At 60.4% G+C, this 11,600-nt stretch carries 12 protein-coding genes; all 12 read left to right on the forward strand.

The features are described from left to right. Positions 1–14: 14 nt before the first annotated feature. The 12 genes from QRN38_RS26415 to QRN38_RS26470 all read left to right on the forward strand — a co-directional run bounded on the left by QRN38_RS26415 (position 15) and on the right by QRN38_RS26470 (position 11,587). Positions 15–1,511 carry a phage tail sheath subtilisin-like domain-containing protein gene (locus QRN38_RS26415; protein WP_007244427.1) on the forward strand — a complete coding sequence of 499 codons (1,497 nt, stop codon included), beginning with the start codon at positions 15–17 and terminating at the stop codon, positions 1,509–1,511. A 60-nt stretch (positions 1,512–1,571) separates the two neighbouring features. Continuing rightward, positions 1,572–1,919, forward strand: a complete 348-nt coding sequence (locus QRN38_RS26420; protein ID WP_005768018.1) for a phage tail tube protein — start codon at positions 1,572–1,574, stop codon at positions 1,917–1,919. Continuing rightward, the gene (locus QRN38_RS26425; RefSeq protein ID WP_005614160.1) at positions 1,916–2,212 is read left to right on the forward strand and encodes a phage tail assembly protein; all 297 of its coding nucleotides are present in this window, start codon (positions 1,916–1,918) and stop codon (positions 2,210–2,212) included. The genes QRN38_RS26420 and QRN38_RS26425 overlap by 4 nt, the downstream gene beginning before the upstream one ends. 130 nt (positions 2,213–2,342) lie before the next feature. Next, positions 2,343–4,487 carry a phage tail tape measure protein gene (locus QRN38_RS26430; RefSeq protein WP_057418375.1) on the forward strand — a complete coding sequence of 715 codons (2,145 nt, stop codon included), beginning with the start codon at positions 2,343–2,345 and terminating at the stop codon, positions 4,485–4,487. Further along, the gene (locus tag QRN38_RS26435) at positions 4,484–5,908 is read left to right on the forward strand and encodes a DNA circularization protein (protein WP_057418376.1); all 1,425 of its coding nucleotides are present in this window, start codon (positions 4,484–4,486) and stop codon (positions 5,906–5,908) included. Before QRN38_RS26430 ends, QRN38_RS26435 begins: the two co-directional genes overlap by 4 nt. 3 nt (positions 5,909–5,911) lie before the next feature. Next, positions 5,912–7,021 (forward strand): phage baseplate assembly protein, encoded by a 1,110-nt coding sequence (locus QRN38_RS26440; RefSeq protein WP_057418377.1) that lies wholly within the window; start codon positions 5,912–5,914, stop codon positions 7,019–7,021. Further along, positions 7,018–7,530 (forward strand): phage baseplate assembly protein V, encoded by a 513-nt coding sequence (locus tag QRN38_RS26445; RefSeq protein ID WP_017683442.1) that lies wholly within the window; start codon positions 7,018–7,020, stop codon positions 7,528–7,530. The genes QRN38_RS26440 and QRN38_RS26445 overlap by 4 nt, the downstream gene beginning before the upstream one ends. Further along, the gene (locus QRN38_RS26450; RefSeq protein WP_005768009.1) at positions 7,527–7,925 is read left to right on the forward strand and encodes a phage GP46 family protein; all 399 of its coding nucleotides are present in this window, start codon (positions 7,527–7,529) and stop codon (positions 7,923–7,925) included. Before QRN38_RS26445 ends, QRN38_RS26450 begins: the two co-directional genes overlap by 4 nt. Next, positions 7,915–8,955 (forward strand): baseplate J/gp47 family protein, encoded by a 1,041-nt coding sequence (locus QRN38_RS26455; protein ID WP_007244423.1) that lies wholly within the window; start codon positions 7,915–7,917, stop codon positions 8,953–8,955. The genes QRN38_RS26450 and QRN38_RS26455 overlap by 11 nt, the downstream gene beginning before the upstream one ends. Beyond that, the gene (locus tag QRN38_RS26460) at positions 8,943–9,542 is read left to right on the forward strand and encodes a YmfQ family protein (protein ID WP_005768005.1); all 600 of its coding nucleotides are present in this window, start codon (positions 8,943–8,945) and stop codon (positions 9,540–9,542) included. The genes QRN38_RS26455 and QRN38_RS26460 overlap by 13 nt, the downstream gene beginning before the upstream one ends. 10 nt (positions 9,543–9,552) lie before the next feature. Next, entirely contained in the window at positions 9,553–11,013 is a 1,461-nt protein-coding gene (locus QRN38_RS26465) for a hypothetical protein (RefSeq protein ID WP_005768002.1), read from the forward strand. Between the two features lie 7 nt (positions 11,014–11,020). Further along, positions 11,021–11,587 carry a tail fiber assembly protein gene (locus QRN38_RS26470; RefSeq protein WP_024667809.1) on the forward strand — a complete coding sequence of 189 codons (567 nt, stop codon included), beginning with the start codon at positions 11,021–11,023 and terminating at the stop codon, positions 11,585–11,587. Positions 11,588–11,600 lie beyond the last annotated feature (13 nt).

Raw genomic sequence — 11,600 nt, forward strand, 5'->3', positions numbered from 1 at the left:
GAGGAAGCCCAATAATGGCTATCAGTTTTAACAACATTCCATCCGATGTCCGCGTGCCGCTGTTTTATGCGGAGATGGACAACACGGCCGCCAACAGCGCTTCGGCGAGCATGCGTCGCCTGATCGTTGCTCAGGTCAACGACGACGTGTCCGGACCTGAACTCGGCTCCCTGGTGCTGGTGCCCAGCGTGGCGCTGGCAAAAAACATCGGCGGTCAGGGTTCCATGCTGGCGGCCATGTACGAAATCTGGCGCAAGGCTGATCCGACCGGGGAAGTCTGGTGCCTGCCGCTGCTCAACACAGAAGGTGTCAAGGCCGGTGCAACCATCACCCTGACGGGGGCGGCGACCGAAGCGGGCTTGCTGAATCTGTATGTCGGCGGTGCACGGGTGCAGGCGACTGTCGTTAACGGCGCAACGGCTGCACAAGCCGCAACCGCGCTGTCGGTGAAGATCAATGCCACGCCCGATCTGCCGATCAAGGCCGTTGTCGAGGCCGGCGTGCTGACCCTTTCCTGCAAATGGAGCGGGGCAAGCGGCAACGACATTCATCTGGAATTCAATCGTCTGGGCAAAACCAACGGTGAGGTCATTCCAGCCGGCCTGACTGCCGCAGTGACTGCCATGACCGGTGGTGTGGGTACGCCTGATCAGCTCAAGGCGCTGGCTGCGCTGGGCGACGAACCGTTCGAGTTTCTGTGCATGCCATGGACTGATACCAGCACCCTGGATGCCTGGAAAGCGGCGATGGACGACAGCACGGGTCGCTGGAGTTGGGCGCGTCAACTGTATGGCCATGTGTACAGCGCCAAGCGCGGTACGGTCGGTACGCTGGTGGCTGCTGGCCAACTGCGCAACGATCAGCACATCACCATTCAAGGCGTGGAAACCGGTGTTCCGCAACCGGTCTGGCTGCAGGCCGCTGCCCTGGCTGCGCGCACTGCTGTGTTCATTTCTGCCGACGCCAGCCGTCCGACCCAGAGCGGCACCATGCCCGGCCTGGACCCGGCGCCAGCGAGTCAGCGTTTCACCCTGACCGAGCGTGAGTCACTGCTGCGTTATGGCATCGCGACGGCGTACTACGAAGGCGGTTACGTGCGTATTCAACGCTCGATCACCACCTATCAGAAGAACGCCTACGGCCAGGCTGACAACTCATACCTGGACAGCGAAACCATGCACCAGTCGGCGTTCATCATTCGTCGTCTGCAAGGCATCATCACCAGCAAATACGGTCGCCACAAGCTGGCCAGCGATGGCACGCGCTTCGGTGCGGGTCAGCCGATCATCACGCCGAGCACCCTTCGTGGCGAGTTGATTGCGCAGTACGCCCGTCTTCAAGAAGAAGGCCATGTGGAGAACGCCGAAGTGTTCGCCCAGCACCTGATCGTCGAGCGTGACGGCAATGATCCAAGCCGCGTGAACGTGATGTTCCCGCCTGATTACATCAACGGCCTGCGCGTGTTCGCGCTGCTCAACCAGTTCCGCTTGCAGTACGACGAAGCGGCGTAAGCCTCACTCATCCTTTCAAGCCCGCCGCGTGCGGGTTTTTTCATTCTGGAGATAAACAACATGGGTCAGAAAGTTGCGGGTACCTGCTACATCAAAGTGGATGGCACCCAATTGACCATCATTGGCGGCGGCGAAGCCCCTCTGACGAACGTCAAGCGCGATACGGTCGTGCCGGGCTACTACAAGGAAGTCGACAAGGCGGCCTGGTTGAAATTTCAGGCGCTGCATACCGCGGACCTGCCGATCAAGCTGCTCACCACCGGTGTGGACATGACCATCACCTGTGAATTCAGCAACGGCAAGATCTACGTACTGTCCGGCGCTTACCTGGTCGAAGACCCGATCAGCAAGGCAGATGACGGCGCCATCGATTTCAAATTCGAAGGCAGTCAGGGGAGCTGGCAATGAGTGAAGTCATCGACCTTGCCAGCCCGATCGAAGCACACGGGGAAACCCTTTCGCAGGTGACATTCCGACGTCCTACGGCGCAGGAAGCGCGAGCCATCAAGGCCCTGCCGTACAAGATCGACAAGAACGAAGACGTGTCGCTGGACCTGGACGTGGCGGCGAAGTACATCGCCGTCTGCGCCGGGATTCCGCCCTCGTCGGTCAATCAGATGGATCTGTGCGACATCAACACGCTGAGCTGGAAGGTTGCGAGTTTTTTCATGGCAGCGGCATCAGCAACCTTGAAGGACTGATCGCCGTCGTTTACGACCTCGCGTACTTCTGGAAGACCGATCCCGAACTGATGATGTCCAGGGAGCTGGACGTCATCACCGAATCGATCTTGCAGGCGCAACGCATTAACCAGATCCTGCAGGGGGAGTGATGGCAGACACTATCAGAACGCTGATTACCGGCGTCGACCAGCTGTCTCCAACGCTGGCAACTATCCGCAACAACGTCAAAGGCCTCGAGACTAGTCTGGGGGCCATAGAACTTGGCAAGGCAATCACGGACAACGCTTTGGCGGGGCCTTTGATTGCCGGGGTAAAGGCAGCGATCGGTTTCGAGACCAGCATGGCCGGCGTGAAACGGTCAGTTACCTTTGAAACACCGCAGCAATTTCAGCAGATGGGGTCCGATATTCTGGACCTCAGCGAACGGCTGCCGGAAAGCGCCAATGGCATCGCGGCGATTGTTGCCGCCGGTGCCAAGGCCAATGTACCGCGCGAAGAACTGACCGGGTTTGCCAGCGATGCCGTGAAAATGGGGGTCGCCTTCGATCAGACCGCGGCCGAGTCGGGCGACATGATGGCTTCGTGGCGATCTTCGTTCCAGATGACTCAACCGCAAGTCGCGGCGCTGTCCGAGAAGATCAACGTGCTCGGCGGCAACAATCTGGAAAAGAAAATTGCCACCATGGTCACCGCAATGGGCCCGCTCGGGCCGGTTGCGGGTCTGGCATCCGGGCAACTGGCGGCGATGGGCGCCACTTTGGCCAGCGTCGATGTACCGGCCGATGTGGCCGCCAGCGGCATGAAGCGCTTCATGCAGTCGTTGACCGAAGGCGGCGCGGCAAAAGCGGGGGCGTTCGAGGCGTTGCAACTCGACGTCAACCAGCTGACCCAGGGCATGCAGAGCGACCCGTCCGGGACCATTGAAAAGGTCCTGACGGCTGTCTCAAGTGTTGACCCCGACAAACAGTCGGATGTCATCACGCAACTGTTCGGCGCCGAATCGCTGGGTGCGATTACACCATTGCTGGCCAACCTCGATGTGCTCAGGTCCAACCTGGCCAAGGTCGGCGAGGGCGTGCAGAACAGCGGCACCCTCGAGAAGGAATTCGCCGACAACTCGCAGACCACGGCCACGGCCATCAAAGAGATGACCAACCGTGTCGATCGTCTGGGCATCAACATCGGCAGCATGTTTCTGCCTGCGATGAACCAGGCAATGGCCGTGATCGGGCCGATGATTTCTCAGGTCGCCGCACTGGCGGCCGAACACCCTGGCGTGATCAAGGGTGTGGTGGCCGCTGCAATTGCGTTCGGCGTCTTGCAAGTTGCGGTAATGACCGCAACGACTGCGATGAGCGTACTGAGCGCGGTAATGGGCCTGTCACCGCTGGGCCTGATCGTGCGCGGCCTGGCGCTGGCGGCAGGTCTGCTGATCGCCAACTGGTCGACCGTCGCGCCTTATTTTCAGGCCGTTTGGGAGGCGATTCGCGGGCCGGCCATGGCGCTGTGGGATGTACTCAAGGCGGTATTTGCCTGGACGCCGATCGGCATGATCGTAGCCAACTGGCAGCCGTTATCCGAGTTTTTTGCGGCGCTGTGGGATGTGATCAAAGCGCTGGCCACGCCGTTTTCCGACTTCCTGCAGACGCTGTTCTCGTGGACGCCGCTGGGCATGGTTGTGGCCAATTGGCAGCCAATTTCCGAGTACTTCGCCGGCCTGTGGGAAAGCATCAAGACCGCTGCGCAGCCGTTTACCGACGTGCTGGCAATGATGTTCAGTTTTTCGCCGCTGGGCATGGTTATCGAGAAGTGGGAGCCGATCAAAGCCTGGTTCGCGGATTTGTGGGCGGACATCAAGCCGTTCATCGACCCGATCATGAGCTGGTTTGGCGGCGACGGGGATAAGTCCTTGCTGAAAAGCGCCACCGAAAAGGTCAATCAGTTCGCTGAAGAGCAGCGGGTACGCAACGCAGGGCCTGGTGGCGGAACCGGGGCGTTTCTGGCTGCAAATGCGGTTGACGCCAGTCGCTCGCAACAGCAGCAGCTCAACCTGGCGACCGGAGTGCCGCCGACCAGTCAATTGCTCAGTGCGCCGAACTTTCCAGCCCCCGGCAACCTGTTGCTGCAACAGGGTGCTGCGGGGGCCGGCGCGCGGCTTGAAGGCGAACTCAATATTCGCTTTGAAAACGCACCGCCTGGCATGCGTCCGGGACAAGTGCAAAGCAACCAGCCGGGTTTGACGATTTCGCCAAACGTCGGTTATCGAACCCTCGGCGCAGGAGCCGGATTATGAGTACATGGCGTGACAGCCTGCTGCCAGCGTCTTTCCGTGGTGTCGGTTTTTTCATTGAAAAAGCCGTCGTCCCGGTGGGTCGCAAAGGGCAGTTGCATGAATTTCCACAGCGCGACGAGCCTTACTTCGAGTCGCTGGGCAAGCAGGCGCAGGTTCATACGCTGACGGCTTTTATTGTCGGTCGCGACTGTTTTGAAAAACGGGACAACTTGCTTGAGGCGCTGGAGAAGGACGGTGCGGGTGAGCTGGTGCACCCGTGGCTGGGGCGCATGCAGGTACAGGTCGGGCAGTGCAGTGTGACGCACACCCTGATTGAAGGCGGGATGGTCCGGCTGGACCTGGTGTTTTATCCGGCCAACCCGCTCAAGTTTCCTGTGTCGACGCTCAATACCCGGCGGCAACTGCTCGGCGCGTCCGCAAGCCTGCTGGACTCGGCGCTTCGGCGCTATCGCTCGGTGATGGCCGTCGTGGATGCCGTGCGCATCAACGTTCAGGCGCTGCGCAGTGCGCTGTCCGGGGTGTTTGCCACTATTCAGCGGCAGTTTGCGCCGTTCATGGCGATTTACTCGGATGTCACTGCGCTGGTGCATTCGCTGGTCAATGCGCCGCTGACGGTGAGCACGTTGTTCACCACGTTCTTTGCCAGTTTCGACGGCGACAGTCGCCGATCCAGACGAGCGAATGGCAGCAGCAGTGTCAGCGGTGCCAGCACCACAACAGGTTCTAGCAGTTCGGTCGGCGGGGGTTCAGGTGGTAGCTCGGGTGGAAGTTCCGGCAGCGGTTCCGGCAGCAGCACCTCCATCAGCCTGGCGTCGAGTTCCGGCAGCAGCGGTGGGTCTTCCGACCTTGAAACGGTCCCTTACCGGTCGGTCATTTCCGAGGCCACACAACAGGCACAGGCGGTGTCCGGCATCAACCTGGTCGGCCAGGGCAGTGGGCTCGATACCGGCCTGACGGCTCAGGCCATCGCCAATCTGGTTCAGGACGCGCTGCTGGTCAAGGTGGCGAGAATCGTTGCGAGCATGCCGGTGGCCACAACGGTTGCGCCGCTCACAGTGGTGCCCTCGCTGGACCAGCAAAGGGTGCAAGCGCTGCAACGTGTGGATGTGCCGGTCGCCGATGACGTGATCGAACTGCGTGACACGTTGAGCTCGGCCATCTGGGAAGCGTCGCTGAAGGCCGACCCTGACCATTACCTGGCGTTGAACACATTACGTCAGGCCTTGATCCGGCACCTCAACGCGGTAGCGGCGTCTGGCGTGCGTCTGGTGGACATGAAAGTGTCCGAACCGCTGCCTGCGCTGGTGCTGGCTTATCGGCGGTTCTGCGATGCCAGCCGGTCGCTGGAAATCGTCCAGCGCAACCGGCTTGCCCACCCGGGTTTCGTGCCGCCCGGTACGCTGAAAATCGCTCAGGAGTGACCCATGATCGACCCTAATGTTGTCACCCTGACGGTTGGCGATCACGACTATGCCGGTTGGAAGTCGGTGGAAATCTCTGCCGGGATCGAGCGTCAGGCACGCAGCTTTGAAGTGAGCATTACCTGGCAGTGGCCGGGCACCGAAGTCGCGCATCCGATCATGCCCGGCGCTGCCTGCGAAGTGCGTATCGGCGGCGAATTGATTCTGACCGGCTGGGTGTTCGCCGCGCCGATCAACTATGACGGCAAGCAGGTCACGCTGAAGATTTCCGGTCGCTCGAAAACCGCTGATCTTATTGACTGCGCGGCCATCAACAAGCCCAGCCAGTGGAAAGACGTCGGGGTGCTGAAGATCGTTCAGGCGCTGGCTGCTCCCTATGCGTTGTCGGTGATCAGCGAAATCCCGGAAACCTCGAAGATGGCCGATCACACCATCGAGCCTGCTGAAAGCGTGTTCAAGTCCATCGACCGGCTGCTGACGCTGTTCCGGATTTTTTCCACCGATGACGAGTTCGGCAATGTGGTGCTGGCAAGGCCGGGCAGTCGAGGGCAGAGCGCAGACGCACTGGAACTCGGCAAGAACGTGTTGAGCGCCATCATCGCGAGGGATTTTTCCGGGCTTTATTCCGAGTACCGGGTCATTGGTCAGCAGACCGGTAATGACAAGACGTTCGGCAAGGAAGCGGCGGAGGTGTCAGCGGTGGTTACCGATGACAGGAATAAAGAGCGCCTTCGCGTGCTGATCCTTCATGAGGATGCGCCGCTCACACCCAAGCTCGCGCTGAGCCGCGCCAATTGGGAGCGTGGTCAGCGGGCGGGCAAGGCGCTGCTCACCACCTACAAAGTGCAGGGCTGGCGGCAGTCCAACGGAGCGCTCTGGCGGCACAACACGATGGTGCAGGTGGTGGATCCGGTCATCGGTCTGGGCAGGAACATGCTGATTTCAGCCGTGACCTACTCGCTGAGTGACCAGGGCACCATCACCACGCTGGTGGTCGGACCGCCTGAAGGTTTCCAGGCCGAGCCCGGTGACCCCAACAAGCGCAGCAAGGTACAGCTCAATCAGGACGCTTACTCCTGGCTGCTGCCTATCGATGAGGAAACAACCGCATGAGCTTACTCAATCGCATGCTGGTGCGCGGCACGGTGGTGCTCGCCAAGGCCAGCAGCAAGATGCAGGCGCTGCAAATGCGCCTGACCGCTGGGGAGGTCAAGGACGACATGGAACACTTCGAACCCTACGGTTTTACCAGCAACCCGCTCGCGGGCGCCGAAGGCATTGCCGCCTTTATCGGCGGCGATCGTTCTCACGGCCTGCTACTGGTGGTGGCCGACCGACGCTATCGCCTCAAGGGCCTGGAGTCGGGCGAAGTGGCGATCTACACCGACGAGGGCGACAAGGTGCACCTCAAGCGCGGCAAGGTCATTGACATCGAAACCGGCACCTTGAACATCAAGGCAGCCGTGGCGGTAAATTTCGATACGCCGCAGATCACCCAGACCGGAAAGATAGTTTCCAAAGGCGACCAGATAGCCGGGGGCATCAGCCAGATCAGCCATTTGCACGGCAACGTTCAGGGCGGTAACGGCCAGAGCGGGCCACCCGTTGGAGGTGCCGGATGATCATTGAAGGCTCTCTGCAGGCTTCCTTGCTGCGCTCGGTGGTCATCAGCCTGTTCACCTGGCGTCGCGCCGAAGCGGACGATCCGATCGACGATGCCGAACGCTTTGGCTGGTGGGGCGACACCTATCCGACGCAGGCCAACGACCGCATCGGCTCCAGGTTGTGGCTGCTGCGTCGGGTCCGTCTCACCGCGCAGACCCAGCGTGACGCCGAGTTCTATGCGCGCGAAGCGCTCGCCTGGCTGATCGACGATGGCCAGGTCAAAAACATCAACATCCTTACCGAACAGGTTCAGAGCAATCGCCTGAACCTGGGCGTCGAGCTGGTCGTTTCTGACGGTCAGGTCGTGCGCTTCAACCCTTCAGAACAGTGGCAGGTGATTTATGCCGTTTGAAACGCCTACGTTACCGGCGCTGATCAACCGAACCCAGGTCGACCTCGCCGACGAAGCGCTGCGTCAGTCCGATGCCCGGGTATTGTCGCGTGCCCACAGCGGTGCGGCCTACGGGCTGTACGGCTATCAGGACTGGATCGCCGACCAGATCCTGCCGGACACCGCCGATGAGGACACCCTTGAGCGGCAAGCCATCCTGCGTTTGCGCCAGCCGCGCAAGGTCGCGCAGGCCGCCAGCGGCTCGGTGCGTTTTAGCGCTGCAGCCGGTGCGGTGCTGGATGTCGACACCGTGCTGCAATTCAGCGACGGACGCTTTTACCGTGTGACCAAAGGCGTCACCACGGTTGCGGGCAACAACACGACCACGGTCGAGGCGGTAGACGCAGGCGTTCTCGGCAACGCCGATGCCGGCCTGGTGATGACCGCCGTGCAGCCTGTCGAAGGCATCGACAGCACGTTTACCGTGATTGCGGACGGGCTGACCGGGGGGATTCCCCAAGAAAGTATCGAGTTGTTGCGGGCTCGTGTAGTGCGTTCCTATCGAGTCATCCCGCACGGTGGCAATCAGGATGATTACGTGACCTGGGCGCTGGAATTGCCGGGCGTGACACGTGCCTGGTGCGTGCGTCGTTACATGGGGCCGGGCACTGTCGCGGTGTTCTTCATGCGTGATGATGAAGTCAATCCGATCCCCGATGCCGGGCAACTGGCGGAAATGGCCGCCTACATCGAGCCGTTGCGCCCAGTCACTGCCGACGTGTACGTGCTGGCGCCGGTGCAGAAGCCGGTGGTCTACACGATCAGGCTCACGCCGGACACCTCGGCAGTCCGGGCGGCGGTAGAGGCTCAGTTGCTGGACCTGCACAACCGTGAAGCGGGGCTGGGCGAAACGTTGTTGCTGACCCACATCGCCGAGGCCATCAGCCGCGCGACAGGCGAAACCGATCATGTGCTGGCTGCGCCTGTCGCCAATGTCACCGCGGCCCCCAATCAGCTACTCACGTTCGGGGGCATTGTATGGTCGTCATAAGAACTGCCGAACACTACGCCGAGCAACTACAGGCGCTGCTGCCACCCGGCCCCGCCTGGGACCCGGAGCGTGTGCCGGAACTGCAGCAGGTCATCACCGGCCTGTCCCGCGAGTTCGCCCGTATCGATGGCCGCGCCTTCGACCTGCTCAACGAGATGGACCCGGCCACCGTCAGTGAACTGGTGCCGGACTGGGAGCGGGTCATGAACCTGCCTGACCCCTGCCTGGGGCTCAAACCCTTGTTCGCCGACCGGCGCCTGTCAGTGCGCCAGCGGCTGGTGGCAACAGGAGGGCAGAACGCAGGGTTCTACATCGACATTGCCGTCAGTCAGGGCTACCCCGACGCCACCGTGACCGAACACCGAGCGCCCCGTATGGGGCGTTCGCGTTTTGGTCAGGCGTACTTCGGCACCTGGAACGCGCAATTCATGTGGACCCTGAACACCGGCGGCCGTCAGCGGCTGGGCCGGCGCTTCGGGGCCAGCTACTGGGGAGAGCGATTCGGGGTCAACCCCGGCATCGCGATCGAGTGTTTGATTCGTCGAGCAGCACCGGCGCACAGCGTCGAATTCGTTAATTTCAACTGAGGAACACAATGTGGATTATCCCAAGAGTGTGCCAAGCGTAGGCTTGGTCAGCGGCAAATTTGTAGATGAAAACCCGGCCACCGGCACGCCTGGCTCGCTGATCCCTGCAAAGTGGGGAAACTCGGTGACGCAAGAAATTTTGAATGCCATGGCCGCGGGTGGCGAACTGCCGGACGAAACCAGAACAGACCAGCTCGCGTCGGCCATTACCCAGATTGGTTCGCAGGTCAGGCAGGCCTACCGAGGTGCCGGTTTTGGCTATACAGCGTCCGAGATACTTCTGCCGGGAGTGGCGGGGCATTGGCACAGGATCAACGTTGCAGGCATCACGCTCACACTGCCGTCCAAAGCGAACGTGACGGTCGGCAAGTCCGTGACTTTTCATAATGCATCGACCGGAGCGGCAACCATCAAGGCCAGCGGTGCCGAGGTTATTTCACTGTTTGGCTCTGGCAGCAATACGTTACAGCTGAATGCGGCTGAATGGGTGGAGCTTGTCTTTAATACTGACGCGATCTACATCACCAAGCGCGGGAAAATAACGGAGGTCGTTGGGGTCGACTCTCAAAGAGTGTTCTCGTTCAACGCCGATACAGCTTTTACAAAGGAGCAGATGGAGTTGCTGCTTCTGGATGCTGCTGGCGGCAATCGTGCGTTCACACTGCCCTCCTCAAATGCGGCACTAGGCGTCAGAGACGTCATCGTTCGCAGGATAGACAACAGCGGTAACCGGTTGACCGTCAATGCTGCTGCCGGCGAAAAGATCAGGTTTCACACCCATTTAAATGCTGCTGGCTACTCTTTTCTGGTTCTGATGGGGGCTGGAGACTGGTGGCGTCTGCGCAGCGATGGAGCCGGCAGTTGGTGGCCAGTAGGACGCTACGACAACACTCCGCTGGGGCGACCCGTCTTTGAAACAACGACATTGTTCAGCCCCGGAGGATATGGAGCGTTGAACGGTGCGCTGCTTAACCGCGCCGAGTGGCCGTGGCTCTGGGACCATGCGCAGAAATCCGGGATGGTTTACACCGAAGCAGCTCGTTCCGGTAAGGAAGGCGGATGGACCATTGGTGACGGTGCTCTGACCTTTCGCGGACCTGAGGGGCGAGGGGAGTTTCTACGGGTGCTTGATGAGTCTCGTGGCGTTGATACGTCGCGTGTTGCTGGTTCCTGGCAGGACGGTACTTGGCTGAGGACAATGTCACAAGAGTGGAGCGGGTCTGACATAGAGACCGGTACCTACTTGTTAGGCAACGGCCACGCTCAGTCAGATGGGCGTCTCAATTCCACGGGCCCTGGCGGTTTGTTGCCTCCTGGAGCGCTGGTTCCTGCTGGCGGTTCTGCGTACCTCCCTGAAACGACAGACAACGGTGTGACGGGAACTGTACTGAGGGATCAGCAGCCGATGAACAACTGGATTCGCTTCCGTAGCCGCAACATGGCCTATCCCGGCCGCATCAAACTGATCTGAGGACGTTATGCCTACTTACTTGATAGATGATTCGAATGCCTTGATTGGCCCTGTTGAACTTCCGGTTATTCCGGGGCTGGGCGAGCAGGTACCTGGCAATGCAGTCAGCCTGGCAGATTTTCTAAGCGAACCCGACAACGGGTTTACCTGGGCAATTGTTGACGATGAGCCGCAGCAGGTTGTGGATCGTCGTGGCTTGATGTACCGAACAAGCGACGGCTCTGAAGAAGAGTGGACCAGCCTGGGTGCGCCGCATGACGGTCTCACCACAAAAAAATGGCCTGGCAAATACCACGTATGGCGGGATGGTGCCTGGGCTCTTGATGATGAGACGCAAAAGTTTGCGTTGGCCGGTGCCGCACTGCTTGTCCGCGATCAGCGTTTGCAGGAGGCCGCAACACGTATAGCTCCCTTGCAGTACGCCGAGGATCTGGGGGAGGCCACTGAAGCAGAAAAGACAAGCTTGCTTGAATGGAAACGCTACAGCGTGAAATTGAACCGGATCGAGCAAAGCCCTGATTACCCTCTCCAGATCGAATGGCCGTCACCGCCCTTGGATGCACTCGCTCAATAATCCTGGCCGCGAA

The sequence above is a fragment of the Pseudomonas sp. CFBP2511 genome (assembly GCF_030209255.1).
Classification (GTDB): domain Bacteria; phylum Pseudomonadota; class Gammaproteobacteria; order Pseudomonadales; family Pseudomonadaceae; genus Aquipseudomonas; species Aquipseudomonas avellanae.

Excerpts from the sequence above, each read along its gene's own strand:
- QRN38_RS26415 (WP_007244427.1), top strand. The coding sequence starts at position 15 with ATGGCTATCAGTTTTAACAACATTCCATCCGATGTCCGCGTGCCGCTG.
- QRN38_RS26420 (WP_005768018.1), top strand. The coding sequence starts at position 1,572 with ATGGGTCAGAAAGTTGCGGGTACCTGCTACATCAAAGTGGATGGCACC.
- QRN38_RS26425 (WP_005614160.1), top strand. The coding sequence starts at position 1,916 with ATGAGTGAAGTCATCGACCTTGCCAGCCCGATCGAAGCACACGGGGAA.
- QRN38_RS26430 (WP_057418375.1), top strand. The coding sequence starts at position 2,343 with ATGGCAGACACTATCAGAACGCTGATTACCGGCGTCGACCAGCTGTCT.
- QRN38_RS26435 (WP_057418376.1), top strand. The coding sequence starts at position 4,484 with ATGAGTACATGGCGTGACAGCCTGCTGCCAGCGTCTTTCCGTGGTGTC.
- QRN38_RS26440 (WP_057418377.1), top strand. The coding sequence starts at position 5,912 with ATGATCGACCCTAATGTTGTCACCCTGACGGTTGGCGATCACGACTAT.
- QRN38_RS26445 (WP_017683442.1), top strand. The coding sequence starts at position 7,018 with ATGAGCTTACTCAATCGCATGCTGGTGCGCGGCACGGTGGTGCTCGCC.
- QRN38_RS26450 (WP_005768009.1), top strand. The coding sequence starts at position 7,527 with ATGATCATTGAAGGCTCTCTGCAGGCTTCCTTGCTGCGCTCGGTGGTC.
- QRN38_RS26455 (WP_007244423.1), top strand. The coding sequence starts at position 7,915 with ATGCCGTTTGAAACGCCTACGTTACCGGCGCTGATCAACCGAACCCAG.
- QRN38_RS26460 (WP_005768005.1), top strand. The coding sequence starts at position 8,943 with ATGGTCGTCATAAGAACTGCCGAACACTACGCCGAGCAACTACAGGCG.
- QRN38_RS26470 (WP_024667809.1), top strand. The coding sequence starts at position 11,021 with ATGCCTACTTACTTGATAGATGATTCGAATGCCTTGATTGGCCCTGTT.